Source organism: Sulfuricurvum sp., assembly GCF_023250475.1.
Lineage (GTDB): Bacteria > Campylobacterota > Campylobacteria > Campylobacterales > Sulfurimonadaceae > Sulfuricurvum.
This window is the reverse complement of sequence record NZ_JAHFAQ010000018.1, coordinates 1-25,324: the sequence shown is the minus strand read 5'-3', so window position 1 is coordinate 25,324 and position 25,324 is coordinate 1. Positions and strand designations below refer to the sequence as shown.

Sequence of the window (25,324 nt, the reverse complement as noted above, 5' to 3'; positions counted from 1 at the left end):
TTACCTAACTGACTTTTGGGCAAAGTAGTTGCCAAGCGTGTTGGATTACGAGCGATAATATCTCATCATTGTAAGCATTTAGTACAACGCAAAGTGTAACTTACCGCTTTTCGTTATAAGGTATAATTCTTACATTCGTATAAATCAAGGAATATAAGATGTCTGAATTGATAACGCTACCTCATATTTCAACATCGATAGCTCTGTATTACATTAAAAAATACCTCTTTTTTGAGGTGAAAAAAATTAACAAAAAATCTTTGACATGAAGTTGCACCCCTTATTTCCTGAATGCACATTCTCACCTCCTAATACGATAATTTTTATTATTGATAGCAAGGGAGCGATCCATGAAATCTATGGAGACTCTCTTGCTCAATATGAACTGACCGATAGCCTTTCAGGAATTACTTTTTCGGAATTATTTACAGAAACAATATTTTCTCAAATCGAAGAAGTTTTATTGGGAATAACATCTGTAGCTACTATCAGTTGGAAGAAAAATCGTTTTGACGTATACACTAAAGTGGCTCATAATTCCCATTTTCGTCTTGTCTACCTTGTAAATATAACACGTTTTATAGATGTTGAATCCCAACTTCAGGAGAGTCTAAATGATCTTGTCTCTAAAAAAGAAGAGCTGCAAGCAGTCTTTGATTTAGCGGCAAACGGCATTTCTATTCTCAATCACAACGGAATGTTTTTGTATGCCAACCGATTTTTTCAAACAATGATGGGGTACACGATGGAGGAGCTGGCACACCATTCGTGTATCTCTCTCTCTTCTTCTGAGTATGCTGATGCGTCCAAAATAGCCGTTGAACATGCAATCAAGCATGGGAGTATTCAGAACTTTCGTAAAGTGTGTGTCACTAAATCTGGAGAACAGCTCAATGCCAGTATGTCGTTGAGTTATCTTAAAAGCCGTAATGAAATTTTGATGATTACTTCAGATATAACGCAAGACATCCGTTACCAAGAGGAACTGAAACGGCAAGTGGAAACCGAAGTGGCAAAGAGAACCGAACAATACGAAGTAATGTGCCATCAATCCCGTCTTGCAGCTATGGGTGAAATGATCGATTCAATTGCTCATCAATGGCGTCAACCCTTGAATACTCTGGGTATTATTGTACAGGGGATGCGCCATATCACTTCTGTGCATGGATTTCAACTGGAGTTTTTAGAAGAAATTGAAGCAGAAATGATGGAAAAACTCAGCTATATGTCGCAGACCATCGATGACTTCAGTACCTTTTTTAGACCCTCAAAACAAAAAGAAGAATTTAACGTTTTAGGTGGGATTGAAGACGCAGTACGTTTGATCCATTTGGAGCTTAAATCTAACAGTATTTCTATTGTAACACATGCTGAAAACAACATGTCAGCCTCCGTATTTGGACTTCCCAATGAGTTTCAACAGGTTATTTTAAATATCGTACAAAATGCAATGACAGCAATTATACGAAACGGTTGCCAACATGGTGCAATTGATATTAAGTTAAAGCCGTATAAAAGCGGAATATCCATTTCAATAGCGGATAATGGGGGAGGAATCGACGAGGCGAATATCGAACGAATATTTGATCCTTATTTCAGTACACGCGAAAATGGGAGCGGCATCGGTCTGTATATGTCAAAAATCATTATTGAGCATCATATGCAAGGCAGACTTACAGTAGCAAACCAAAAACAGGGTGCTGAATTTACCATTTATTTGCAATCAAAGGAACTCCACTAATTCATGCAAACGATACTTACGCGGCTTCAAACTTTGAGCATCTTGATAGTGGAAGATGAGTCCAGCACACGAAAATGGCTCGTACGGGTATTACAACTTTATTTTAAAGAAGTTCGTAGCGCTTCGGATGCGATGGAAGCACTTGAACTATTTATTGCGTCGCCGTCGAATATTGTCATAGCCGATATCCAAATGCCTGAGGTGGACGGTCTGACGTTTTTGCAGAAAATCGGTACCCTCTCTACGAACACAATGCGTATTGTAATGACGGCATTTAACACCAACCCGTATCTCAATCGAGCCATTGAATCTGGTGTCCATTTTTATCTTAAAAAACCAATCGATATCGATGAACTCTTGTTTGCGGTGGCTTCTCATTTTCCAGAAGAACATAGTACGTCATTTGTGAGCGATATAGGAAAAGGGTTTCTGTATAATGCTCAAGAAATGATGCTGTATCAAGATAAAAAACCAATCAAATTAACCAAAAAAGAATTGCGGTTTCTTGAGCTTTTACTGAAAAATCGTTACGGTATTATCAGTTTTGAACAAATTGAAAAAACAATTTGGGATGGGAATGCAACTCCTGATGCGATTAGGATGGTAGTGGTTGCTCTGCGAAAAAAAATGTATCCGGAATTGATTGAAAATTTCAAAGGGTTAGGCTACCGTTTATCCATTTCTTGAATCTCTTATATTAACCTTATTCTTTTTTTATCCTTACCCTATCCTTTTACGTTATCGTCCAGTGTTCAAAATAATTATAACACTGGAGTACAGCATGAAGAAGAAAATTCTCATCGTTGGCGGCGGTACAGCCGGAACAATGACGGCAAACAATCTTGCAAAAAAACTAATGCCCGAAATAGAGCGTGAAGAAGTAGAGCTTGTGATGATATCTGACTCTAAAAATCACTATTATAGACCCGGTGCGATGTACGTAGCATTTCAAAAAGCTGCTGGACACGAATTTGTACGCGATCAGCGCTCTTTATTAATGCCAGAGATTGATTTTTTTGTTGATCCTGCGGTTGAAATCAATACGAAAGCCAATTATGTTAAAGGAAAAAGCGGCAAACTCTATAACTATGATTTTCTTGTACTGGCTACCGGATGTGAAGTGGCTGCGGAACGTATACCTGGACTAGTTGAGGGTGGAGATTGGTTTTATTCATATGAAGGTGCTAAAAAGATTGCAGAAAAATTTGCAAAAATCAAGAATGGAAGAGTTCTTGTAACGGTTAACTTTCCTAAAACACCGAATATTCCCCATCAATGCGGAATTGCTCCTGTAGAGACAACAATGATGCTGCATGATTATTTAACTGAGCGCGGTGTACGAGAAAACATTGAGATAATTTATACCTATCCTACCAAGGCTCAGGCAGTAGAGAATGGATTGTTTTTACAGTCGCCCACCTCTAAAGTACTTCCGAGTGTTTTTGACAGCATCAACGTAAAGCACCGAACAGGTTTTACCCTCACTAAAGTGGATCCAGCAAAGAAAATTGCATACTCTGAAGAGGGAGAAGAGATTCCTTTCGATATTTTAATGTCAACTCCTCCATTTAAAGCTGCCAAAGTTATTCGAGATTCAGGACTTTCAAAAGCTATGGATGATGAAGGATGGCTACCGACAGATAAAAAGACGTTGAAAGTTATTGGATTGAAGAATGTGTATACATTGGGCGATACGGTTGATTTACCAGTTTCAAAAGCCGGTGGAACGATCCACAATCAGACCGATGTCGTAGCTGATAATATTGCTGCCGAACTACGTTATGGATATCCGACTGAATCATATGACGGAAAAGTTATTGCCGTTGCACAGATGGGATTGTCTTGCGGTATGCCGTTGTGGTATGACTATGAAGAAGATGTGCAGCCCACACCGTGCAGCAAGTTGGGGAGCTTTATGAGATTAGGCTTTAATAAAGGTTTATATTGGGCTGCCGCACGCGGCATGCTATAAGGGGAAATCCATGAATGATAAAGTACAAATTGCAAAAAGTGCAGAGATGCAGCTTATTGAAGATAAAATGATTATGTTGGTGCAAACCGGACGTATCGATAATTTAATCGATTTATTGGCGGTCATCTCTGATAATATCGAAATGACGACTCAACCAATGGTAGAAAAAATGGTTAACACCGTGGACAACCTTGCGTCAGTTGGGTTTGTCACTGAAAATGCTGTCCGTTTTGCTAAACGCGAAACAGCGAAAAATAGTGTACCTTCTCTTTTTGGTCTTTTAAAACTTATGAAAGATGAAGAAGTTAGGAGAGGATTGGCATTTATGCTCAATCTAACCAAAGGAATTGGTAAACAATTGTAATAAATTGGCTACATTTACGTAGCCAATAATAGGTATGAAACCTACATTTCCTTTTTTGTTTCCAGATAAATCCTTAAATTTGCATGATTCACAACTCATGATATACCTATACAGGTTTTAGAAAATATACCTTGTTCATTTGCCTCTAATTCTAATTATTATAAAACACTATCCTCTGATATCCAGAGCCAACCCTTTTCCTGTCATCTGTGCCGCTATCACTGCAGCATTTTCTTGAAAACTGCTGTTATTTTTTTGCACTTCTTTTGCATTAAAATCTAAAACCGCATCATTGACGGAACCGTTTGTCTCAAGAGCAGAACGTGCAATTTGCGTTGCCTCCATGGGTGATGGAGACTGCAGGGAACTATTCACTATAACCATCTTTTTCCTTTTTTAATTTCATATCTATTGTGCTCTAAAAGCATTACTTGTTCCAATCACATAGTAAAAACAGCCTATTAGATTAATAAAAGTATCGTAGTTTAAAAGTGTTGCAAACTCGTTGCATATGCGAAAAATGGTACCGATTCTTCCGATTAGCCCATAGCCTCGTCAAACTGATTCACTTTTTCCATTGCTGTAGCGATAATGGGTTCCAGTGCCTCATGTTTTAAAGAATGTTTGAGTAAAAATTTCTCAATACTCTCCGTATCAAGCATCTCGATGGAACGTACCATTGTTAACAACTCCCCGTAAAACCCGTCTCCTTCAAATAATGCCCGTTCGATTTCAGGGGTGACGTTAAGTCGTCTTAGCGCTTCTCTGTGCGGAATATTAAATAACAGATGAATCAAAGAGAGCATCCCTACAAAATAGGCAGTCGCTTTTTGCGATTCTGTCGGGTTAGACTGAATCAGTATCAAAAGTTGTTTCATCAGTTCCGTTCGATTCACCACCATCAGCATCAGCGGAATATTGTTTTGATCCGATTCCTGCGCTTCGGAAAACATCAAGAGCATGATCCAACGCGCAAGAGGTTCTCTCCCCATCAACGTAAGGACATGGCGAATGGATGAAACCGGATTGCGCAATGCGAATACAGCCGAATTGATAAAACGGATCAATTTTAGGGTCACCATATGATTAAGCTCAAAAGCCCTCACCAAATGATCAATATCCATATCGGTCTGAAGCATATTCCATAATTGTACAACGGCCTCTTGATCGAGCGAAAAAGAGGGATTTTCAAGCACTTTGGGTTTAGATATAAAATAACCCTGAAAATATGAAAATCCTTTAGCAACACACTCAGCATGAATATCGTGAGATTCGATTTTCGCTCCGATGAGAGTCAGCCCTTGCTTTTTAAGATGTTCCACATCCTCACGTTTTATCCCTCTGCTTCGAGGGATATCGATTTTAATATATTTCAAATACGGAAATAAAGGTGAAAACTTTTCTATATTTTCTGATGAAAAAGAAAAATCGTTCAATGCAAAACAATACCCGTCCATCGCCAGTTTTTTTAAAGATTCATATAATGACTGATCAATCACACTCTCTTCCAACAGTGCGTAGACAATTCTCTCTTTGGGAAGCAGATCAAAAAGTTCGTGGAAAATAAATTGATGGTCTATCCGAACAAATCCCAGCCGCTTGCCGATTATTTTATCAATACCGAACGAACTTTGCACATTGTTTATAAGGGTTGCCGTTGCTTGTTCATTGATAGTTTGTGCCGAAGAGAGAAGATCATAGGCAAAAACGCTCCCCTTCTCATTCACAATAGGCTGACGACCGATATAACTGCTTCCCATTTTTAGTGTTCATCCACTAAAAACGGAGATGGCTCATAAAAATAATACCCTTGTGACGCATCGATACCGATCGCTTTAACCTGATGAAAGATCTCTTCGTTGGCGACAAATTCTGCAATGACATTAATCCCCATTTCATGGGCAAAATCACAAATATGTTTAACAAAGATCTGTGCATTACGATGATGCGGGAGATTTTTAATCAAAGATCCGTCGATTTTCAAAGTATCGATATTCAATTTGAGCAAATGGTCGAAATTCGAATATCCTGAGCCAAAATCATCGATAGCAAAACGACATCCTATCGCTTTGAAACGATCGACAAACTCACTCACGGATCTATAATTTTCAATCCCCTCACTCTCTAAAATTTCAAAAATCATCAATTGGCCCACACCGTTCTCATGGATAGTGCGTTCCAAATAATCGGCCAAATGAGGATTCGTCAAATCTTGCGTCGAAAGATTCAAACTGACCGGAAGAGTTGAATCTTTAAACAATTCCACCACTTTCGTAATCATAATTTTGGTCAGTTCCGGATAAAGCTTTGTTTTCTTGGCAATTTCTAAAAATTGATACGGAGAAACAATCCCCCCTTCCGGATCAATAAGACGTATCAGGGCTTCGTATTTGGTAATCTTACCGCTTTCGTTATCAACGATCGGCTGAAAATAGGGGACGATACGGGACTCGTCTATTGCCTCTTTAATCCGTTTGTACCAAGCGATATTATTCTCCTGTTCCTGCTTGGATTCACTGGAAAAAATCTCCAAACTATGTCGATTACGCTTGGCCTGTTTAAGTGCGGCGGTAGCATGTTCAAGCACCTGTGCGGTTGATTTTGCGACACCGATCGTAATGGTGAGTACAATATCTATACCCTCGACCATAAACACCTCTTTTTGTGTGGTAACGATCAAATCTTCCAAAAAGGTTACAAAGCGGTTCAAATCATTACATTGGGTAGCCACCAAAGCGTATTCGTCACTCCCCAGCTTATACAGCTCGATATTTTTCCACGACATAATTTTCGACCGGAGCCACTGACCGTATTGCGATAAAATCGCATCGCCGATCGCCACGCCGTAAACTTCGTTAATATCCCCGAAACGGTCGATATTAATAATGGCCAATCCGTACATACTGTCCCGTGCGAGGGATTCAACCAACGAAAACCGATTGGGTAAATCGGTATTGGAATCGGTGGTGAGATAGTATTGCAATTCTTCACGCTGAGTAAACGAACGTACCGCGAATCCGATATCTCCCGCCAACTCTTCGAGCATCGAGACCTCTTTAGGTTCAAAACCCTCTGAATGCTTCGTATAGAGCGTTATGACCCCCAAAGGGAGAGTATCGATAGCGCTGATAAGGGGAAGTGAAATGACCGAACCATAAAGCCCGTTCTCGGCGATAAACCGCCAAGGGCCGAAGGAATGCTCATACTCCAAATGTTCAACGATAATCGTGGAGGTCTCTTTCATCGCTCGGACGGCAGGATCGGTCATATCGCTTTGATTCCCTAAGGGAATCTTCATTTTCGGATTCAAATATCCCGTGGGATCATCCGAGTAGGCTTGGAGTATGAGGGTATCTCCCTCTTTCAATGCAATATGGCACAGCTCATATCCGGGATGTTCCGCCAGCCTCCGGCACGAATTCATTAATAGCTCATCAATGTTTTTTGCGGTAATGAGCAACTGATTGATATCGGCAACCGTACGGAGAATTCCGTCCAAATATAACGATTCATCCAGTGCCTCTTTTAAACGCATTTGTTGATTTTGCATCGACTGAAACGAGTCACACAATGTCTGATCAAGAATGGAAAGCTCTTCGATCAAATGTTTTTCCGCAACGATATCTTGATTTTGTGCACGTTGTGCGATCCGCTCGAGCGGTTGAATGATAAGTCTTCTGACACCGCCCAAGAGCCCGAGTGCGGTAATTCCTAATGCAAAAAAGAGCGCCATACCGTAAAACATCGCAATTGTATTTAAGCGCTCAAAAATGTAATCCTTATTCAGATCAACCAATAAAACGGCTCTTTTTTTTGTTGCTCCCGAATAATAACTTACTTCACTGGCATACTGTAACGACTCATCTTCTACCAGTTCTGTCGTGATCTGGGACAAAGGAAGATATTGTCCCTCAATTAGTTTCCCATTTAGAGACCGAGAGGAAGAAACGGCTATCGTCCGTCCGTCCAAAGAGACGGATAGTACCCGTACTCCCCTATCTATCGCAATTCCTTGATCTAGCAATGTCTGAACATTTTCTAAACGCTCTTGTTGCAGAGTCCTTTGTAAATCTTCTTCCAGCCGAAATAAACTTTGGTTAATTCCACTAGCAAGGTAATGGAGCATTCCCTCTCGCTCAATGGTATAAAAACTGCTCGACAATACACCGATCACAAAAAACAAAATAGCTAAATTTAAAAAATTAAACCGCTGGAGCTTCACGGCAAAAGCCTATCGGTTTTCACCTGCTGCGTATTAAGATGGGTTTCAATTTCTTTGGGGTGCTTTTGATAAAGCCACTTGATTTGGGTTGTAGTAGCCATAAATTCTTCATAGCTTTGCCCTTCCAGATACCCTTTTATTGTCTCGTAATACTCATGAGGATCGCTTTGAAATCGCTCAATCCCCAAAGCGAACAACTCTTTCAGGTTCGCAAATTCTTTCTCTCTCCCATGGATTGTCTCATCGTTTACAAATAAAGCATCAATGACAAAGAACGTTCTCATCGTCTGAGTAGAGACAAGGAGATGAAATCCTTTATTCAGTAACCCGGAAAGATAAGGCTGATAGGAGATAATTACGACCGGATTAGCCATATTGTTGAGGGTAGAAATACTTTTTTGTGAGGCATCAATTTTATGAAAACGTACTCTTGTCAACCCTTTTTCTGCTACAAACGCTTCAAAGAAATCGTCATTCAAGGATCCTTGTTCCAAATACACATCTATATTTTCTTTCGTACTACGAATTTCTTCGAGAGACCGGTTTGAAACGATGGCATCGGCACCGTACGATTGATCGATTAAAAATACGGGCTTGATAGTGTTTTTATTTTTAAAATGGAGTAACTCATACTGTGTCGCAGTGAACCCTTGGGTAAAACCTCTCTCGTATAAACGGGCATTGTCTGAAAGGTCAACCAGCCATAAAAAACGAAACGGCGTCTTCTCGAGCCACCCCTTCTCTTGGGCATAAATAAACGGAGTAAAGCCAACCCATGGGTTGCTGGAAATATGAATTTTTGCGGCTTCCGAAGGACGGCTAAAATAGTAACCGGTAGCAACAGCCCCTACAATCAAAAACAGCACTGCAAAAATAAGTACTCGAGCTTTTCTCATGCTATAACTCTTTTTTTGAACCAACATATCTCTCATAGTAGCACATAATTCTTTATAATTTCTCAAAAATACGTTTCAAAGCCCTTAATGTTACAATACCGTTTCTACTCAAAAAACAGGAAATTTTATGCGTCTTTTGCTAGGTTTGTGGTTTGGATTTTTAACCCTTTGGGGTGGGGAAGGGTTTAACGGCAAAAGCCTCGTAATAACGCTTCCTTCACCCGCGGGAACGGTTCTCATGAATGAACGGAATATCAGTGTCGTTCTCCATCCTACCGATAAAACCAAAGGAATCGCTATTCTGCCGATTGACTACTATACCCCCACAGGAGATATCAATCTCACCTGGGTTGCTCCCGGAAACAACGAACCCCTCTCAATCAACATCCAAACGGCTCTCTATCCAACCGAAACACTCAGTGTTGATCCTGCCCTGGTGAGTCCTCCGCCGGAAGCACTGGAGAGGATTGCCGCCGAAAAAGCTCAAGCCGAAACTATATATGGACATTTTACCCCCATAAGATATTGGGATAAGCCGTTCATTCAACCGCTTGACACGTTCATTACGAGCGAATACGGTTCGGCACGCACCTACAACGGAAGCCTCAAAAGCTATCACGGAGGGATCGATTTCCGTGCCCGTACCCCGATTCCGATTCTAGCCGCCAATGACGGTATCGTTGTACTGGCACAGGAGCGCTATTATTCAGGAGGAACCATCATCATTGATCACGGGGAGGGAATTTATACCTGCTATTTTCACCTCAGCCGATTTAATATTCATGTCGGTGATCGCGTTGAACGTGGTCAATCAATCGCTCTTAGCGGTGCAACCGGACGGATTACCGGTCCGCATCTCCATTTTGGCATGATGGTACATGGCATTCAAACGGATCCTCTCAATCTTATCACCCAATTCAATGCTCTCTTTCCAAAGGATGCCAATGAAACGCTTACTCTTCGCTAGTCTTCTTGTCGCCACTCAAATGAGTGCTTTTTCTACGACCAATCTTCAATATCTCTACGGAAAGTTTGAGGGGGCTACGTTTCTTGATACCCAAAGCGGCAATAAACAAACACTAACCGTTGAGCATTATCGAACATGGGATTACGGGGATTTATTCGCTTTTGCCGATTATGTCTATGCGCATGAGGGGCTTCGCTTTAGCGGAGATAAAAATGACCTCTACGGGGAGATATCACCACGGCTGAGCCTTAATAAGATCACCGGAATCGGAACTTCGGAGACCTTTATCAAAGAGTGGTATGCGGCGTTTCAATACAACGGATCGGATACCTATCACGCATGGCTCTATGGAGTCGGTACGGACTTAAATATTCCGGGTTTTAGTATTTTTAGCCTCAATCTCTACCGAAAAGTCCAAAATATCTCAGAGACTACCTATCAGCTTTCCGCCAACTATTATGCACCGCTCAGTGAGAAATGGCATTTTGAAGGGTTTAGTGACTGGACCGCATGTGATTTTTTAAGTCAAAATCAACTGCTCTTTGATCTTTCTTCAACCTTTGAAATTAAAGCGGGGAAATTAGAAATAGGGACAGAATGGCACTACTACCACGAAAATAACTATCATACCGATAATGATGTATTTCAGGCGATGGTAAAATATACTTGGTAAAGAAAAAAATCATTCTTTCTTGATAGCTATCCAGACGAATCCGCCGACACTGATACTGACAAACACACCTAGAAATATAACTTGAAACCAATCCGATCCGCTCATACTATCCCCTTGTAATCGCCCGGATTCTTCCGGTCAAAACTAATTTAGCAAAAGGATACCCGATCTAAGTTAACGACTTCTCTTTTAGCTGCCCGCATGCAGCGCTGATATCCAATCCCTTAGAGTCTCGGATCGTACAAAGCACCCCGTGTTTAATCAGATATTCCTGGAATGCCACCATGTCTGAACGGGTAGGACGCTGATAATCGCTTCCGGGATACGGGTTAAAATAGATCAAATTGACTTTGGCTTTGATCCCATGGAGAAGTTTGACCAATTTTTTTGCCGAAACCAGATCATCATTCTTATTTTTGATGACAAGATACTCAAACATCACCCGTTTACGGGTATCGATCGGGAACCGCTTCACTGCATCAATAATCGAAGCGATGTTATAGGCTTTGTTCATCGGGATCAATTCACTGCGAAGCTCGTCATCGACCGCATGGAGAGAAATGGCGATATGAACCCCCAAATCCATCTCTCCAAGTTTGTCAATCTTCGTACTTAAACCGCTTGTTGATACCGTCTGGCGTTTACCCGAAATCGACAACCCCTCTTCATCTTTAAGAATGGTAATCGCTTTACCCAAATTCTCCAAATTGTCCAGCGGTTCACCCATCCCCATATAGACAATGTTAAGGCGACGATGAGAGGCGAGATTATTATCCATCTTAACGGCAAGAACCTGTGCCACAATCTCTCCGGCACTAAGATCGCGGGTGAACCCCCCCTTGGCGGTAAGACAAAATGAGCAGCCGACTTTGCACCCTACCTGCGTCGATACACACACGGTAAAGCGGGCTTCATGCTCGATATTCCCTTCCTCATCAATGCTTTCATCTTTCATCTTGAGCCATACCGTCTCGATAGTTTTACCGTCGCTCAGCTCAAAAAGATACTTAATCGTCCCGTCGCTAGAACACTCTTTACGGGCGATTTTGAGAGGCATAATCTCATACTGAGACGCTAGCTCTTCGCGCATCGCTTTGGGAAGATTCTGCATCGTTTCGAAACTGGTGGCGTATTGGTGATAGATCCATCCCCAGATTTGTTTGGCACGGAATGAGGGCTTCACCATACTCGCTAGTTCTACTTTGGTGTAATCCAAAATACATTTTTCAGCCATGGATTAACCCTTTTTCTTTCAAATGTTCACGCAACAGCACTTTGGCAAACCCGTGATTAGCAATAAAATCGCGGTGAGCATTAGCGTCGCAATAATTAGTAATACAAAAAACTCCCCCCGCAGGGATACCGAAAACCTGAGCTACTCGCATTACGCTAAAAAACTCCATATTTTCAATCCCCATCCCCAGTGCTCTCATTTGCTCCATCGCCCGTTCACTCGTCGTGATGTAGTTGGAGGAGTTAACAATAACATCTTTGATATTTTCCGTTTGTGCCGAAACGACATTATCGATCGGCGTATAGGCGCTTTTATCCAAAAAGCCTAACTCAATGTTAGCCGCCGTTTTAGATTCGATAATCTCGTTAATCTGATGCGTACCATAACTTCCCGCACTCCCGACAAAGAGGAGGAATTCGGGCCTGTGAACCAAACAATGGCGGGTGAGGTTGATCGCGCTGTCGATCAACCCTACACCGATTGGGATCGCAAAATCAAACGTTTCATTGTTACCGGCGCAAAGAATCATAATCGTACCGGAATCCCGTTAGCCGATAGATAGCGTTTGAGATCCATAATATCGATCTCTTTGTAATGGAAAATACTTGCCGCCAATGCCGCATCGGCACCGTGTTCAAACGCTTCGCGAATATGCTCCATCGTCCCCGCACCGCCGCTGGCGATAACGGGAACATTCACGGCACGGCTGATCTGCTCGGTAATAGAGAGATCAAACCCTGCTTTGGTACCATCGGCATCCATCGAAGTGAGGAGAATTTCCCCCGCACCGCGATCCACAACCTCTTTTGCCCACTCAAAAGCATTAATCCCCGTATCGACCCGACCGCCGTTGAGATAGACGTTGTATTGATCCCCTGTTTTTTTCACATCGATGGCGACAACGATACACTGAGAACCGAACCGCTTGGCTCCCTCGTTGATAAACTCAGGACGTTTGATCGCTGCAGAATTGATGCTGACTTTGTCACATCCAACAGCAAGAAGTTTGTAAATATCATCAAGAACCCGTATGCCGCCGCCGACGGTAAGAGGGATAAAGACCTCTTTGGCTACTTGCTCAACGATGTGGACAATCGTGTCACGCTCTTCGTGGGATGCGGTAATATCGAGAAAGGTCAGTTCATCCGCACCCTCTTCATTGTATCTTTTTGCAACCTCAACGGGATCTCCCGCATCTTTAAGGCCGACAAAATTAACACCTTTTACGACACGGCCGTCTTTCACATCCAAACAAGGAATGATCCGTTTTGCAAAAAAATTATCCATTACTTACCTTAACTACTATCGTTACGTAAGTATAACTTCGATTACCAAAAGTAACGATAAAGGAACCAAATTGATAAACTTCATTCAAACCGTTCCAAAACAGAGTTTTTTGTGATTTAATAGGGGATTAACACTTTATCAGGTATAATCAAGGCAATGCAAAAAGACCGTGCCGCAATTGCCAAAAAGAAATTTGGCCAGAATTTTCTAAAAGATGAAGCTGTTTTAGCCCAAATCATCCAATCGATGCCCGATACACCTCATCGTATCGCTGAAATCGGGCCTGGATTAGGTGATTTAACTAAGTATTTAGTTGATGTCAAAAGTGTTACCGCTTTTGAGGTCGATACCGACTTGTGCAAGCATTTGAAGCACCAATTTGCCGATGCTATCAGTACCAATACTCTTGAACTCCGTTGCGGAGATGTGTTAGAGCATTGGAAGAGTGAGCTTTTGGATGAACCGTACGATTTAGTGGCAAATCTGCCCTATTACATCGCTACCAATATCATCCTCAAAGCCCTCGCCGATCCGGCGTGCCGAAACTTGCTTGTCATGATACAGCGTGAAGTGGCGGAGAAATTCTCTGCCGCACCCGGAGAGAGAGCTTTTGGAGCGCTCAGCGTTATTACGCAGAGTGTGGGAGAGGCGGAAATTGTTATACACGTTCCCCCTACCGCATTCGAGCCTGCTCCCAAAGTCGATTCGTGCGTACTGCTCATTTCTAAACGTACGAATCGTAATGATGAAGGGTTTGAAGACTTTTTACGAACGGCCTTTACACAGCCCCGTAAAACCCTCCACAAAAATCTCTCCTCACGCTATGATGCGACCCTTCTTATTCAAGCATACGAGACGCTTGAACTGGAACGTTCCATCCGACCTCATCAGCTTGACACTTCTGACTTTCACCGGCTCTATACCCTTATAAAATAACTTTTAGGGCATTTTAGAGCATCTAAACATAACTAAACCATTACGCTTTTAAGCGTCCAGAAGGAAACAACATGTCCGATGAACAAACTCCGCCAGTACAACCGCAAGGCGAAAATCGTCAACGCCGAAATAACCGACGACCGTTTCGAAGCCGAAACACTAACCGTCCGGAAGGAGCTGAGGGGAATAATACCGCCGAACGCCCTGCAGTTGAGCCTCGCGAAGATACTCGCCCTCCACGCCAAGACAACCGTCCTCCGCGTGTCGATAATCGCCCTCCGCGCCAAGACAACCGTCCTCCGCGTGTTGATAATCGCCCTCCACGCCAAGATAACCGTCCTCCGCGTACAGATCGTCCGGAGGGAGCAGAAAACACCGCGACCGACGCTGAGCCGAATCGCACCGGTCGTGACCGCGGTCGCGGCGGACGTCGCGGCTCTGCGAGTACGCCGATTGACAACAATCTTCGCGATTTTGTTCTCAAAAATCAAGATGCCCATAAAAATCGTCTAAATCCTCATTTCAAACTCAATCTTGAGAGTAATGAAAAAGTTCGTATCACTCCATTAGGAGGTCTTGGCGAAATCGGTGGAAATATCACCGTTATCGAAACCGAAAACGAAGCGATCATCATTGATATCGGAATGAGCTTCCCGGACGAAGAGATGCACGGTGTCGATATCCTCGTTCCGGATTTCACCTACTTACGCGAAATTCGAAAAAAAATCGTAGCCGTCATCATTACCCATGCCCATGAAGACCACATCGGCGGCGTCCCGTACCTGTTTAAAGAGATGCAATTCCCGATTTACGGGACACCGCTTCCCTTAGCAATGATCGGAAACAAATTCGATGAGCATCACATGCGTGATTTCCGTCGCTATTTCAATCCGATTGTCAAACGGGTACCGTACAAAATCGGTAACGATTTCGAAGTTGAATGGATGCACATGACCCACTCAATCATCGACTCTTCATCATTGGCCATCACGACCAAAGCAGGAACCATTATTCACACAGGTGACTTCAAAATCGACCACACTCCGGTAGATGGCTATACCGCTGACTTGCATCGGCTTGCCCATTACGGTGAAAAAGGGGTTTTGTGTCTCCTTTCCGATTCGACCAATTCGTACAATAAAGAGTGGACACCGAGTGAGCTTACCGTTGCTCCCGGATTTGACCGTATCTTCTCAAAAGCTGAAGGACGTATCATTATGTCCACCTTCAGCTCGAATATTCACCGTGTCTATCAGGCAATTTTAGCGGGAATGAAATACAACCGTAAAGTGTGTGTCATCGGCCGCTCTATGGAACGCAATCTTGAAGTGTGTATGCAGTACGATTACATCAAACTTCCGAAAAATATCTTCATCGATGCCGAAGAGGCCAACCGAATGAGCGATAAAGATGTGTTGATCGTTACTACCGGAAGTCAGGGAGAACCGAGCTCAGCCCTTTTCCGTATGGCGATTGGTGAACACCGCCACATTAAAATCAAACCGACCGATATGATCGTCCTCTCAGCCCGCGCAATTCCGGGAAATGAGGGATCCATTTCGGGAATGCTCAACTATCTCCAACGCGCAGGTGCCCGAGTCGCTAACGACCGTGACATCCACGTATCGGGACATGCGAGTATGGAGGAGCAAAAATTGATGCTTCGCCTTACCAACCCAAAATTCTTCCTCCCTGTTCACGGGGAATACAATCACATCATGAAGCACAAAGATACCGCGATAACCTGCGGTGTGCCTGAACGCAATATTCTTCTGATGAGTGACGGAGACTCCATCGAAGTCAACAGTAAGATGATGCGCAAGGCAAAAACGGTTAAAACCGGTAAAACCTACATCGATAACCAAAACAACCACCAAATTGAAGACGATATTGTTATCGATCGTCAAAAAATGGCAAGCGAAGGGATGGTCATGTTGGTTGCGCAAGTCAGTTCAGCCGAATCACGTCTCCTCTCAAAACCGCTCGTTACCAGCTTCGGCCTGGTCGCTGACCGTAACGACAAAGCGTTTGCGCAAGAGATGGAAGATGTGTTGGAGCACTTCCTTCTCAACCTCAAACCGGGACTTATCGAAAATCCGAAAGCGATAGAGAATGATTTACGCCAAGTTGTGCGAAAACATATTTACCGTAAAATGAAAAAATACCCGTTAATCGTCCCTCACGTATTCGTAATGTAAAGTGTGCCAAGCGCACTTTACATACCATTCTTTTTTTAATACCTTCTTCGCTATACTCTCTCAAACTCTAACAAAGATTTACCATGAAAGTAACCCTACAGCACCATACGCCCCTTGTGATTTGTTCCGATGCTATCCGCACATGCTGGCAAAGCTTTGATAAAAGCGACAACGGCGGCGAAGTTGACCGTGCCCTCATTGATCGTGTCGGCAATAAATTCAAACATGCTTCGACGTTGGAACATATCGTCTATAACTTCTATGTCGAAGGGGTCAGCCGCGCATTGCTGCAAGAACTAGCTCGCCACCGAATGGCAAGCCTATCGGTGAAAAGTACCCGTTACACCCTCAAAGAGCTCAAAGATGAAGCACCCTACGGTATTACCGATATGGAACGCGCCTCCAAGTACTTAGTCCTTACGGGTGTTTCTATCGTTGATGAAATGAGCATCAGAGCCCTTGAAAACCTCCGCAGCGTACTCCTTGAAGGGATTAGCAACGATCGGGCCAAATATTGTCTCCCAGAGAGCTATAAAACCGAGCTCACATGGACAATCAATGCCCGAAGTTTGCAAAATTTTATTTCTCTGCGCAGCGATAAAGCAGCCCTTTGGGAGATTCGTGATTTGGCCAAAATGGTATATGAATCTCTCCCCGAAGATCATCGTTACTTATTCGAAAATTCACTCAAAGAGGATCACCTATCATGAAAAAAATTCTATTCCTTACCCTTATTACTGCCGCTACCCTTTTAATCAGCGGATGCGCTGAAAAAGAAATTTCCCTGAATGGAATGATCTGCCCTGCCGGAAAAACCGAAGACCGGATCAAAGCCGATTTTCAAGAGTGCCGCTATTATGATCTAAAAGCCGCAGGAGAAGCGTCCAAAGCTCCAATCACCGTAGAATGTCAAAAATGTCTTGAAAATAAAGGGTATAAAATCGAGCAATAAAATAGTATTCCTTCGGGAATAGTAGAAATATGATTGAGATTTTAAAAAAGTTAAGAAGAAATGAGAGAAGATAAGACCCTTTCGGGTCCTATTATTTAGAGCGCTGCTTTTGCTTGCACGGTGAGGGCAGTAAATGCCGCTGCGTCGTTCATAGCGAAATCAGCAAGGATTTTGCGATCAAGTTCGATGTTGGCACGTTTAAGGCCGTTCATGAATACTGAATAGCTCATTCCGTTTAGGCGACAAGCCGCATTAATACGGATAATCCACAATTTACGGAATTCACGTTTTTTCTGTTTACGGTCACGGAACGCGTATACGAGTGAGCGCTCGAGTTGCTCTTTCGCTTTACGGAAATGTTTGTGGCGTGCACTGTAGAAACCACGTGCGAGTTTCAATACTTTTTTATGACGTCTGCGTCTTACGACACCAGTTTTTACTCTTGGCATTTTTTTCCTTTCTTGACCCGGTTCACTTCAAATATAAATGACGGGGTGCCGCTATGCGGACTTGCCCAGCGTTATGCTGGAGGGTTAATAGGGTTTAGCCTACGATCATCTTTTTGATGTTTTTAACATCAACAGCTGCAACCACTTTTGGTGCATTTTGCCCGCGACGAGTTCCTGCATCTTGTTTAGTCAAAATATGACTACGGAATGCAGAACCACGTTTAACAGTGCCGTTTTTCTTTACTTTGAAGCGTTTAACCGCCCCTTTAACTGATTTCATTTTTGGCATCGGCTTGATCCTTTCGCAAAAATTCTCTAAACGAGACGCGGATTATACCACAAAAAAGCTTTTACTGATGTTTTGTTATCGTTGGAAGTTTAGATTCCGAACTCGATTCGGAATCTAAATAGGAGAAGAATCTTTTATTTTTTATCGTCTTTTTTCGGATGGATCATCATATTACAATAGCGCCCTTCCATGGCAGGTGTTTTATACATCATACCGATATCTTCAACCATCGGCCAAACACGCTGTAAAACAGCAACTGCTGCTTCAGGGTGCGCCATCTCACGTCCGCGTAAGAATACACGGAAATGGACATGTTTTCCCTCTTCGAGGAATTCACGGGCGTGTTTTACTTTATAGCTAACATCGTTTTCAGCAATTTTGACCGAAAGTTTGATCTCTTTGACCTCAACTTTGGTTTGCTTTTTACGCGCCTCTTTTTTCTTTTTCTCTTCTTGATAATGAAACTTACCGTAGTCCATGATCTTTGCGACCGGAGGTTTCGCATCCGGAGAGATCAATACGAGGTCAAGCCCCAGTTCGTTGGCTTTAGCCATAGCCTCTTGGATCGTAATGATCCCTAATGCTTCACCACCATCTACTACACAACGTACCTCAGGAACGCGGATATCCTCGTTCATTTGGACTCGGTCTTGTTTCTTAATCAAAAATGTACCTCATTAATTTTTTGTTTTACCATTGCGAGGAATTCCTCTTCGCTCAGGTTGTATTGCTCGCGTGATCTGCGATCACGCACCGCAATGCTTTTGTTGTTTACCTCTTCATCGCCCAAAACGATGATCATAGGCACACGACCCTTTTCCGCTGTACGGATACGTTTGTTAAGACTCTCGTTTTTATCGAAAATCTCAAAATCGGCACCCAAATCGATCAATTTATCGGCCAATTCACGTGCGTACGCTTCGTGCGTAGGGGCAATCGGAACGATTGCAACCTGCGTCGGAGCGATAAACATCGGGAACTCCCCAGCGTAATGCTCCGTCAATATACCAACAAATCGCTCAAAAGAACCTAAAATTGCACGATGAATCATTACCGGCTGTATTTTAACGTTCTCTTCGCCGTTGTATTCGAGCTCAAAACGCGCCGGAAGATTAAAATCGAGCTGGATCGTTCCGCACTGCCATTCACGTCCGATAGCATCGGTAATTTTAATATCGATTTTAGGACCGTAAAACGCTCCGCCCCCCTCATCGATCTCGTATGCAAGATTATGTTTATCCATTGCATTTTTAAGCGCGTTAGTCGAGATTTCCCATACGGCATCATCTCCGACCGCTTTTTCAGGTTTTGTCGAAATCATCATTTTGTAGTTAAATTCAAACGTAGACATAATTTTATCGACGAAATCAACAACTTCGATGATTTGCTGCTCGATCTGATCGGTTGTACAGAAAATATGAGCATCATCTTGGGTAAATTCACGAACACGGAACAACCCGTGAAGCGCTCCCGTCATTTCGTGACGGTGAACAACCCCGTATTCGAAATATTTAAGCGGCAAATCACGATACGAATGCAAATCATGTTCGTACACTTTGATATGACCGACACAGTTCATCGGCTTAACACCAAATTCAAGCTCATCAATATGGGTGAAATACATATTTTCACCGTAGTTTTGATAGTGGCCCGATACTTTCCATAGATCGCTACGAAGCATTTCAGGGCCGCGAACCGGCTCATACCCGCGTTTGCGGTGTGCTTTGAAAAGCAATTGCTCCAAACGTGAACGCATACGCGCTCCTGCCGGAAGCCAAATAGGGAATCCAGCGCCAACCTCTTCACGGAAGGTAAAGAGTTTCATTTCGGCACCGATTTTACGATGGTCTCGTTTTTCAGCTTCTGCCATTTGATCGAGATACGCTTTGAGAGATTCTTTATCCGCAAATGCGATGCCGTAAATACGGGTAAGCATTTCGTTTTTGCTATCACCCCCGAGATACGCACCGGAAATTTTGGTCAATTTGAAATAACGGATCAATCCTACACTCGGTAAATGTGGTCCTCGGCAAAGATCTTCAAACTCACCTTGCTTATAGATCGTCACCGTCTCACTCGGAATACGATCCATAACCGCTTGTTTCAAATGGTCATTTGCAAATTTCGCGCGAGCTTCCTCTTTCGTGATTTCATAACGAGTGATCTTCTCTTTGCTCTTGGCAATATCGAGCATTTTTTTCTCGATTGTTTTAAGATCTTCTTCGTTTAACGTCTCATTGACTTTAAAATCGTAATAGAATCCCTCTTTAACCGTCGGACCGACGAAAAATTTAGCATCGGTATAGAGTGCTTTGATCGCTTCAGCCATCAAGTGGGCACAAGAGTGGCGAAGAACTTCGAGAGAATCGGGAGAGTTATCGTAAACGATCTCTTCACCGCTAATCCCAAGTGCTTCTGCTGTTTGCAAATCGATTATTTGATCATCATGCTTAAGTGCAATAATATCCATAAGGGTGTCCCTCGTTGAGAAAATATCGCGGATTATACGAGATTGTTGATTGGTTTACGATTAAAAAATAAAAATGATGATGTTTTTGAGGGAAATTAAAAAGAAATGGTGGTCCCAACAGGACTCGAACCTGTGACCACTACCTTGTCGAGGTAGTGCTCTACCAACTGAGCTATAAGACCATCATAAATTAATGCAAGAATGAAATTATAGCCGCACGGAAGTTAAAAGTCACTTAACTCCTACACGTTTGCGGACGGAAATTCAAAATCATTAATCCGATCACGGCAATATCGATCATTACGTCAGCGGCGTTAAAAACGGCGAAATTAAATCCGTAATGCCAATAAACATAGTCCACAACCCCACCGTGAATAAAACGGTCGACAACATTGGAAAGCCCCGCACCCGTCATAATACCGACAGGAATAAGATAACACGACTTTCTTAACCAAAGCGTGTAACCGATAACACCCGCCAACAACGCAAGCTGTAACCATTTCAAGGCCCCTTCCAAAAAGGCAAACATCGAAAAAGCGACCCCTTTGTTGAATACCAATATTAGATCAATATAGGAGGTATAGAGACGAAAGCCATCCAGAAAAATCGATTTTATCGCTTGGTCAATGAAAAAAACACTCCCCATAACCAATAATAAAATGCCTATCGATTTAAGCATTCAATGCCTTCTCAAAAAATGCGACTAACTGTTCCATCGCTTTTTCCATCACTTTGGAATCTTTCCCTTCTAATAAAAGACGAAGTTTATTTTCTGTCCCCGAATAGCGGATCAGATGGCGCATATGTTCACGTTCGATCTTTGCAAGCTCATCATTGAGCCCCTCTATCTGATCAAGCGGTTTTTTGATTTTAACCTTGATATTGACCAACTTTTGGGGATAGAGTTTAAACGGGCGAAGCACTTTACTCGCCTTTTGACCTGTTGTGAGCAGCAATGCCAAAATCTGTAACGCACTCACCAATCCGTCACCCGTTTTGGCAAAATCGTGCAAGATAATATGGCCGCTTTGTTCTCCGCCAAAGTTAATACCGTTCTCCCGCATTACTTCCAATACGTATTTATCGCCGACGTTGGATCGGAAAAGTTTCAGTCCGTTCTCATTCATCGTATCTTCCAATGCCTGATTGCTCATAACGGTAGAGACAATTCCGCCACCTTTAAGCTTCCCGCTTTGATGCAAAAAGAGTCCCAGCGCTCCAAGAATCTGATCGCCGTCCACTTCATCACCGTTTTCATCAACGACAACAAGACGATCGGCATCCCCATCGAGGGCTAAACCGATATCGGCGCGATACTGCTTCACCGCTTCACGCAGATCTTTGGTATGAAGGGCTCCGCACCCCTCATTGATATTAAATCCGTTAGGTTTGTCATGCAAAACAATGACTTCGGCACCCAACTCTTCAAGCACCGTCGGTCCCACTTTATATCCTGCTCCGTTTGCCGTATCCAATACGATTCGTAGCCCTTGAAGTGTCAATTCACGACTGAACGAATTTTTTAGCTGAACAATATAGCGACCGATTACGTCATCGATCCGTTTGGCGGAGCCGATATTTTTCCCCGTAACATGCCCCTCTTCTAAACGCGCTCTGTCATGGGCAATTGCTTCAATCTGCGCTTCAATCTCTTCGGAGAGCTTATTTCCTTGTGCATCGAAAAATTTAATTCCGTTGTCTTCAAAAGGGTTGTGGCTTGCCGAAATCATAATTCCAGCGTCACAGCGCATATTCAATGTTAAAAATGCGATTGCCGGTGTCGGCATCGGACCGATTTGTACCACATCGTAACCCACTGCCGTCAGACCGCTTACAATCGCGTTTTCGATCATGTAGCCGCTTTTTCGGGTGTCTTTGCCCAATAAGATTTTTTTCGTTCTAGCATGTGCCCCGAAATAAATTCCTGCTGCCATTGCTACGCGCATCGCCAATTCTGCCGTTAAAAATGAGCCCGCTTCGCCGCGAACCCCATCAGTTCCAAAGAGTTTCATTGTTATTTATTTCCTTTTTACCATCATTTTTACTCTTTCGAGAGATAGTCCATAAAATTTAACTTAAATTTAATTATCTTTAAGGTAGTATTCTACCCTAAAAAAAATTCGACAAGGATAAATGCCATGGCAAACCATAAGTCAGCATTGAAACGTATCCGTCAGACGGAAAAGCGTACAGAACGCAACCGATTCTATCGCACACGTATTAAAAACATTGTTAAAGCAGTCCGCGCTGCAGTTGATGCAGGAAATAAAGAAGAAGCACAAGCTGCTCTCGTTATTGCTAACGCTAACCTTCATAAATATGTCAGCAAAGGTGTCTTGAAAAAAGAGACTGCTGCTCGTAAAGTTAGTCGTCTTCACCTCGCTGTTAACGCAATCGCAGCATAAGTTTTGCCCCTAGGGCAAAATTCCTTCTCTATATTTTCTCAAAACGCCTCTCTTTAGGACTAACATTATGCTATCCGACAAACTAACCCCTTTTATCAACCGTTATAACGAATTGACCGAACTTCTCAGTTCTCCCGATATCGGTAATGACATCAAACGAATGACCGATCTCTCCAAAGAGCAATCCTCTATCCAAGCGATTGTAACCAAAGCGACCGAATACAAAAAACTTCTCGATGATATCGAAGAGAATAAATCACTGGCTTTTGACGCTGAGCTTGGGGAACTCGCAAAAGAAGAACTAAGATCACTCGAACCGATGATAGAACCGCTCGAAGATGAAATCAAAAAACTTCTTATTCCTGCCGACCCGAATGATAAACGAAATATTTATATCGAGCTGCGCGCCGGAACAGGCGGAGATGAAGCGGCGATTTTTGTCGGAGATCTATTTAACGCATACGTCCGTTACGCCGATGTCAAAGGGTGGAAGATTGAGCTCATGAGCGCCAGCCCCTCCGATGCGGGAGGATTTAAAGAGATCATCGCCCTCATCAAAGGGGAGCAGGTTTATTCACGGCTCAAATATGAGGCAGGAACCCACCGCGTTCAGCGTGTTCCTGCAACCGAGTCCCAAGGACGGGTTCATACCTCAGCAATCACTGTCGCGGTTATGCCTGAAGTCGATGATGTCGAAGTTATTATCAATGAAAATGATCTGAAAATCGACGTAATGCGCTCAAGCGGTTCGGGTGGACAAAGTGTCAATACTACCGACTCTGCGGTACGAATCACCCATATCCCAACCGGCATAGTTGTCACCAATCAAGATCAAAAATCCCAACATAAAAATAAAGATAAGGCGATGCAAATCCTCAAAGCACGTATTTATGATATGCAAATGCAAGAGGCGAAAGAAAAAGAGATGTCGGAGCGTAAAGATCAAGTAGGAACAGGAGATCGCAGCGGACGTATCCGCACCTACAACTACCCTCAAAATCGGATCTCAGATCATCGTATCACGCTCACCCTTTATCGTCTCGAAGAGATTATGCAAGGGGGCTTGATGGACGATATTATCGAACCGTTGATCGCAGATACGCAAGCACAGATTATGGAGAGAGCGGGGTTATAATCGCCAAAGGGTCTCGAACGTCCCTTTGACTTCCCCTTTGAAGGTAATCGTCCCCTCATCAAATCCCAAATATAGCGTCTCTCCGCTTTTCGGATAGACACGGGCATTATCGGCCACAAACCCTTCGATAGAAGCACGATAAAAACAAGCCGCCATACCTGTTCCGCAGGCTAATGTCTCATCTTCTACCCCGCGTTCATACGTTCGTACCCTCATACTACCATCCGCATTAATCGCTGCGATATTCACATTGGCATTGTATTTGTAACGAAGCTCTCTCGCCATCGCAATATCAAAATGTTCGATACCGGCATCAAAAGTTACGAGGTGAGGAACACCCGTATTGATAAGCCACCATGTCATCTCATATTCCGAAATTGCATCATTGATAACGACCGGAGGGGTCAAATCGCTTTGAACCATATCTCCATCGACGCTCGCTTTGATTACCCCTGCACCCGTCAAAAATTCCATCTTCGCGTCCGCTAATCCGAAACGATGCGCATAATGGGCGCACGCGCGGCTTCCGTTTCCGCACATGGATGCGGTAGAACCGTCAGCATTGTAAAACTCCCATTCAAAATCATGGCTCTCATGCGGAAGAATAACAATTAGCCCATCCGCTCCGATACCGTTTTGACGATCGCAGAGAGTTCGGGCAAGTCCGGATCGATCCCCTCCGTGAAAAGCATGAAAGATGACAAAATCGTTGCCGCTGGCGCAGTATTTGGCAATTTGTAGCATGGGATAATCCTTTGGATTAATAATTGAGGTAATTATACCTTAGGTGCGGGATAGAGTGTTTTAATCGTCTCGACAAACTGTTCACACTCGCGCTGCAGATGCTTGAGATTGGAGGAGTTATCGATCACCCATGTCGCGCGCGAACGCTTTTCATCTATATCCATTTGGCTCTCGATTCGGCGTAGCGACTCCTCTTGCGAAAACCCGTTACGTTTCATAAAACGTTCCAACTGAAGCGCTTTGGGGGTATAGACAACTACGGAATTTTGTATCGGATACGAAGCCGTCTCAAAAAAGAGGGGGATATCGATCAAGTAGGGATATTTGAGACGATCTTGTTTTTCGCTTTGTTCCTCGATGGCGGCACGAATTTTCGGATGAAGAAATGCC

The 25,324-nt window shown here is 43.2% G+C and carries 27 protein-coding genes and 1 tRNA gene; 12 read left to right on the top strand and 16 right to left on the bottom strand.

Annotation, left to right across the window (positions count from 1 at the left end):
• Positions 1 to 265: 265 nt before the first annotated feature.
• From Q0C19_RS03200 to Q0C19_RS03185, 4 genes are all read left to right on the top strand, one after another.
• The gene (locus Q0C19_RS03200) at positions 266 to 1,741 is read left to right on the top strand and encodes an ATP-binding protein (RefSeq protein WP_295052751.1); all 1,476 of its coding nucleotides are present in this window, start codon (positions 266 to 268) and stop codon (positions 1,739 to 1,741) included.
• Between the two features lie 3 nt (positions 1,742 to 1,744).
• On the top strand, positions 1,745 to 2,428 hold the full coding sequence (locus Q0C19_RS03195) for a response regulator transcription factor (RefSeq protein ID WP_295052749.1): 684 nt from the start codon (positions 1,745 to 1,747) through the stop codon (positions 2,426 to 2,428).
• Positions 2,429 to 2,522: 94 nt separating this feature from the next.
• Positions 2,523 to 3,713 carry an FAD/NAD(P)-binding oxidoreductase gene (locus Q0C19_RS03190; protein WP_295052747.1) on the top strand — a complete coding sequence of 397 codons (1,191 nt, stop codon included), beginning with the start codon at positions 2,523 to 2,525 and terminating at the stop codon, positions 3,711 to 3,713.
• A gap of 10 nt (positions 3,714 to 3,723) precedes the next feature.
• Complete coding sequence (locus tag Q0C19_RS03185) at positions 3,724 to 4,077, top strand: DUF1641 domain-containing protein (RefSeq protein ID WP_295052746.1); 354 nt, start codon at positions 3,724 to 3,726, stop codon at positions 4,075 to 4,077.
• Between the two features lie 168 nt (positions 4,078 to 4,245).
• Here Q0C19_RS03185 and Q0C19_RS03180 read toward each other — a convergent pair whose 3' ends face one another.
• From Q0C19_RS03180 to Q0C19_RS03165, 4 genes are all read right to left on the bottom strand, one after another.
• Complete coding sequence (locus Q0C19_RS03180) at positions 4,246 to 4,461, bottom strand: hypothetical protein (RefSeq protein WP_295052745.1); 216 nt, start codon at positions 4,459 to 4,461, stop codon at positions 4,246 to 4,248.
• A 155-nt stretch (positions 4,462 to 4,616) separates the two neighbouring features.
• Positions 4,617 to 5,837, bottom strand: coding sequence for an HDOD domain-containing protein (locus Q0C19_RS03175; RefSeq protein WP_295052743.1), 1,221 nt, complete (start codon positions 5,835 to 5,837; stop codon positions 4,617 to 4,619).
• Between the two features lie 2 nt (positions 5,838 to 5,839).
• On the bottom strand, positions 5,840 to 8,299 hold the full coding sequence (locus Q0C19_RS03170; protein ID WP_295052741.1) for a GGDEF domain-containing protein: 2,460 nt from the start codon (positions 8,297 to 8,299) through the stop codon (positions 5,840 to 5,842).
• Entirely contained in the window at positions 8,296 to 9,195 is a 900-nt protein-coding gene (locus tag Q0C19_RS03165) for a hypothetical protein (RefSeq protein WP_295052739.1), read from the bottom strand. The genes Q0C19_RS03170 and Q0C19_RS03165 overlap by 4 nt, the downstream gene beginning before the upstream one ends.
• Before the next feature lie 127 nt (positions 9,196 to 9,322).
• Here Q0C19_RS03165 and Q0C19_RS03160 point away from each other — a divergent pair, with 127 nt between their 5' ends.
• Together Q0C19_RS03160 and Q0C19_RS03155 are read left to right on the top strand one after the other, a co-directional pair.
• A complete protein-coding gene (locus Q0C19_RS03160) occupies positions 9,323 to 10,162 on the top strand; it encodes a M23 family metallopeptidase (RefSeq protein ID WP_295052737.1) in 840 nt (279 codons plus the stop codon).
• Entirely contained in the window at positions 10,140 to 10,835 is a 696-nt protein-coding gene (locus tag Q0C19_RS03155; protein ID WP_295052735.1) for an outer membrane protein OmpK, read from the top strand. The genes Q0C19_RS03160 and Q0C19_RS03155 overlap by 23 nt, the downstream gene beginning before the upstream one ends.
• A 169-nt stretch (positions 10,836 to 11,004) precedes the next feature.
• On the opposite strand, the gene rlmN is transcribed toward Q0C19_RS03155, so the two are convergent.
• From rlmN to hisF, 3 genes are read right to left on the bottom strand one after another with little or no spacing between them, the layout of a single operon-like run.
• Positions 11,005 to 12,069 carry a 23S rRNA (adenine(2503)-C(2))-methyltransferase RlmN gene (gene rlmN / locus Q0C19_RS03150; protein ID WP_295052734.1) on the bottom strand — a complete coding sequence of 355 codons (1,065 nt, stop codon included), beginning with the start codon at positions 12,067 to 12,069 and terminating at the stop codon, positions 11,005 to 11,007.
• Positions 12,062 to 12,598 (bottom strand): purine-nucleoside phosphorylase, encoded by a 537-nt coding sequence (locus Q0C19_RS03145; RefSeq protein WP_295052732.1) that lies wholly within the window; start codon positions 12,596 to 12,598, stop codon positions 12,062 to 12,064. Before Q0C19_RS03145 ends, rlmN begins: the two co-directional genes overlap by 8 nt.
• Positions 12,595 to 13,356: an imidazole glycerol phosphate synthase subunit HisF gene (hisF, locus tag Q0C19_RS03140; protein ID WP_295052730.1), complete on the bottom strand. Its 762-nt coding sequence runs from the start codon at positions 13,354 to 13,356 to the stop codon at positions 12,595 to 12,597. The genes Q0C19_RS03145 and hisF overlap by 4 nt, the downstream gene beginning before the upstream one ends.
• Before the next feature lie 156 nt (positions 13,357 to 13,512).
• Between hisF and rsmA the strand changes: the two genes are divergently transcribed.
• From rsmA to Q0C19_RS03120, 4 genes are all read left to right on the top strand, one after another.
• The gene (rsmA, locus tag Q0C19_RS03135; RefSeq protein ID WP_295052727.1) at positions 13,513 to 14,292 is read left to right on the top strand and encodes a 16S rRNA (adenine(1518)-N(6)/adenine(1519)-N(6))-dimethyltransferase RsmA; all 780 of its coding nucleotides are present in this window, start codon (positions 13,513 to 13,515) and stop codon (positions 14,290 to 14,292) included.
• A gap of 71 nt (positions 14,293 to 14,363) precedes the next feature.
• Positions 14,364 to 16,490 (top strand): RNase J family beta-CASP ribonuclease, encoded by a 2,127-nt coding sequence (locus Q0C19_RS03130; RefSeq protein ID WP_295052725.1) that lies wholly within the window; start codon positions 14,364 to 14,366, stop codon positions 16,488 to 16,490.
• A gap of 83 nt (positions 16,491 to 16,573) precedes the next feature.
• Complete coding sequence (thyX, locus tag Q0C19_RS03125) at positions 16,574 to 17,200, top strand: FAD-dependent thymidylate synthase (protein WP_295052723.1); 627 nt, start codon at positions 16,574 to 16,576, stop codon at positions 17,198 to 17,200.
• A complete protein-coding gene (locus tag Q0C19_RS03120; RefSeq protein WP_295052721.1) occupies positions 17,197 to 17,442 on the top strand; it encodes a hypothetical protein in 246 nt (81 codons plus the stop codon). The genes thyX and Q0C19_RS03120 overlap by 4 nt, the downstream gene beginning before the upstream one ends.
• A gap of 95 nt (positions 17,443 to 17,537) precedes the next feature.
• Here Q0C19_RS03120 and rplT read toward each other — a convergent pair whose 3' ends face one another.
• From rplT to glmM, 7 genes are all read right to left on the bottom strand, one after another.
• On the bottom strand, positions 17,538 to 17,891 hold the full coding sequence (gene rplT / locus Q0C19_RS03115; RefSeq protein WP_295052720.1) for a 50S ribosomal protein L20: 354 nt from the start codon (positions 17,889 to 17,891) through the stop codon (positions 17,538 to 17,540).
• A gap of 94 nt (positions 17,892 to 17,985) precedes the next feature.
• On the bottom strand, positions 17,986 to 18,180 hold the full coding sequence (gene rpmI, locus Q0C19_RS03110; RefSeq protein ID WP_295052717.1) for a 50S ribosomal protein L35: 195 nt from the start codon (positions 18,178 to 18,180) through the stop codon (positions 17,986 to 17,988).
• A gap of 134 nt (positions 18,181 to 18,314) precedes the next feature.
• Positions 18,315 to 18,842, bottom strand: coding sequence for a translation initiation factor IF-3 (infC, locus tag Q0C19_RS03105; RefSeq protein WP_294895530.1), 528 nt, complete (start codon positions 18,840 to 18,842; stop codon positions 18,315 to 18,317).
• A complete protein-coding gene (thrS, locus tag Q0C19_RS03100) occupies positions 18,842 to 20,650 on the bottom strand; it encodes a threonine--tRNA ligase (protein ID WP_295052715.1) in 1,809 nt (602 codons plus the stop codon). The genes infC and thrS overlap by 1 nt, the downstream gene beginning before the upstream one ends.
• A gap of 106 nt (positions 20,651 to 20,756) precedes the next feature.
• Positions 20,757 to 20,832 (bottom strand) — tRNA-Val (locus Q0C19_RS03095).
• A gap of 53 nt (positions 20,833 to 20,885) precedes the next feature.
• A complete protein-coding gene (lspA, locus tag Q0C19_RS03090; protein WP_295052713.1) occupies positions 20,886 to 21,329 on the bottom strand; it encodes a signal peptidase II in 444 nt (147 codons plus the stop codon).
• Positions 21,322 to 22,662 (bottom strand): phosphoglucosamine mutase, encoded by a 1,341-nt coding sequence (glmM, locus tag Q0C19_RS03085; protein ID WP_295052711.1) that lies wholly within the window; start codon positions 22,660 to 22,662, stop codon positions 21,322 to 21,324. The genes lspA and glmM overlap by 8 nt, the downstream gene beginning before the upstream one ends.
• A gap of 126 nt (positions 22,663 to 22,788) precedes the next feature.
• Between glmM and rpsT the strand changes: the two genes are divergently transcribed.
• On the top strand, positions 22,789 to 23,055 hold the full coding sequence (gene rpsT / locus Q0C19_RS03080; protein ID WP_295052709.1) for a 30S ribosomal protein S20: 267 nt from the start codon (positions 22,789 to 22,791) through the stop codon (positions 23,053 to 23,055).
• Positions 23,056 to 23,122: 67 nt separating this feature from the next.
• Positions 23,123 to 24,190 carry a peptide chain release factor 1 gene (prfA, locus tag Q0C19_RS03075; protein WP_295052707.1) on the top strand — a complete coding sequence of 356 codons (1,068 nt, stop codon included), beginning with the start codon at positions 23,123 to 23,125 and terminating at the stop codon, positions 24,188 to 24,190.
• Here prfA and dapF read toward each other — a convergent pair.
• Positions 24,185 to 24,934 (bottom strand): diaminopimelate epimerase, encoded by a 750-nt coding sequence (gene dapF, locus Q0C19_RS03070; RefSeq protein WP_295052705.1) that lies wholly within the window; start codon positions 24,932 to 24,934, stop codon positions 24,185 to 24,187. The two genes, prfA and dapF, sit on opposite strands and share 6 nt — an antisense overlap.
• Positions 24,935 to 24,966: 32 nt before the next feature.
• Positions 24,967 to 25,324, bottom strand: a 358-nt coding sequence (locus tag Q0C19_RS03065) for a dephospho-CoA kinase (RefSeq protein WP_295052704.1), incomplete at its 5' end; no start/stop codon positions are given.

Coding starts and splice junctions, on each gene's coding strand:
- Q0C19_RS03200 (WP_295052751.1), top strand. CDS start 266: ATGAAGTTGCACCCCTTATTTCCTGAATGCACATTCTCACCTCCTAAT.
- Q0C19_RS03195 (WP_295052749.1), top strand. CDS start 1,745: ATGCAAACGATACTTACGCGGCTTCAAACTTTGAGCATCTTGATAGTG.
- Q0C19_RS03190 (WP_295052747.1), top strand. CDS start 2,523: ATGAAGAAGAAAATTCTCATCGTTGGCGGCGGTACAGCCGGAACAATG.
- Q0C19_RS03185 (WP_295052746.1), top strand. CDS start 3,724: ATGAATGATAAAGTACAAATTGCAAAAAGTGCAGAGATGCAGCTTATT.
- Q0C19_RS03180 (WP_295052745.1), bottom strand. CDS start 4,461: ATGGTTATAGTGAATAGTTCCCTGCAGTCTCCATCACCCATGGAGGCA.
- Q0C19_RS03175 (WP_295052743.1), bottom strand. CDS start 5,837: ATGGGAAGCAGTTATATCGGTCGTCAGCCTATTGTGAATGAGAAGGGG.
- Q0C19_RS03165 (WP_295052739.1), bottom strand. CDS start 9,195: ATGAGAAAAGCTCGAGTACTTATTTTTGCAGTGCTGTTTTTGATTGTA.
- Q0C19_RS03160 (WP_295052737.1), top strand. CDS start 9,323: ATGCGTCTTTTGCTAGGTTTGTGGTTTGGATTTTTAACCCTTTGGGGT.
- Q0C19_RS03155 (WP_295052735.1), top strand. CDS start 10,140: ATGAAACGCTTACTCTTCGCTAGTCTTCTTGTCGCCACTCAAATGAGT.
- rlmN (WP_295052734.1), bottom strand. CDS start 12,069: ATGGCTGAAAAATGTATTTTGGATTACACCAAAGTAGAACTAGCGAGT.
- Q0C19_RS03145 (WP_295052732.1), bottom strand. CDS start 12,598: ATGATTCTTTGCGCCGGTAACAATGAAACGTTTGATTTTGCGATCCCA.
- hisF (WP_295052730.1), bottom strand. CDS start 13,356: ATGGATAATTTTTTTGCAAAACGGATCATTCCTTGTTTGGATGTGAAA.
- rsmA (WP_295052727.1), top strand. CDS start 13,513: ATGCAAAAAGACCGTGCCGCAATTGCCAAAAAGAAATTTGGCCAGAAT.
- Q0C19_RS03130 (WP_295052725.1), top strand. CDS start 14,364: ATGTCCGATGAACAAACTCCGCCAGTACAACCGCAAGGCGAAAATCGT.
- thyX (WP_295052723.1), top strand. CDS start 16,574: ATGAAAGTAACCCTACAGCACCATACGCCCCTTGTGATTTGTTCCGAT.
- Q0C19_RS03120 (WP_295052721.1), top strand. CDS start 17,197: ATGAAAAAAATTCTATTCCTTACCCTTATTACTGCCGCTACCCTTTTA.
- rplT (WP_295052720.1), bottom strand. CDS start 17,891: ATGCCAAGAGTAAAAACTGGTGTCGTAAGACGCAGACGTCATAAAAAA.
- rpmI (WP_295052717.1), bottom strand. CDS start 18,180: ATGCCAAAAATGAAATCAGTTAAAGGGGCGGTTAAACGCTTCAAAGTA.
- thrS (WP_295052715.1), bottom strand. CDS start 20,650: ATGGATATTATTGCACTTAAGCATGATGATCAAATAATCGATTTGCAA.
- lspA (WP_295052713.1), bottom strand. CDS start 21,329: ATGCTTAAATCGATAGGCATTTTATTATTGGTTATGGGGAGTGTTTTT.
- glmM (WP_295052711.1), bottom strand. CDS start 22,662: ATGAAACTCTTTGGAACTGATGGGGTTCGCGGCGAAGCGGGCTCATTT.
- rpsT (WP_295052709.1), top strand. CDS start 22,789: ATGGCAAACCATAAGTCAGCATTGAAACGTATCCGTCAGACGGAAAAG.
- prfA (WP_295052707.1), top strand. CDS start 23,123: ATGCTATCCGACAAACTAACCCCTTTTATCAACCGTTATAACGAATTG.
- dapF (WP_295052705.1), bottom strand. CDS start 24,934: ATGCTACAAATTGCCAAATACTGCGCCAGCGGCAACGATTTTGTCATC.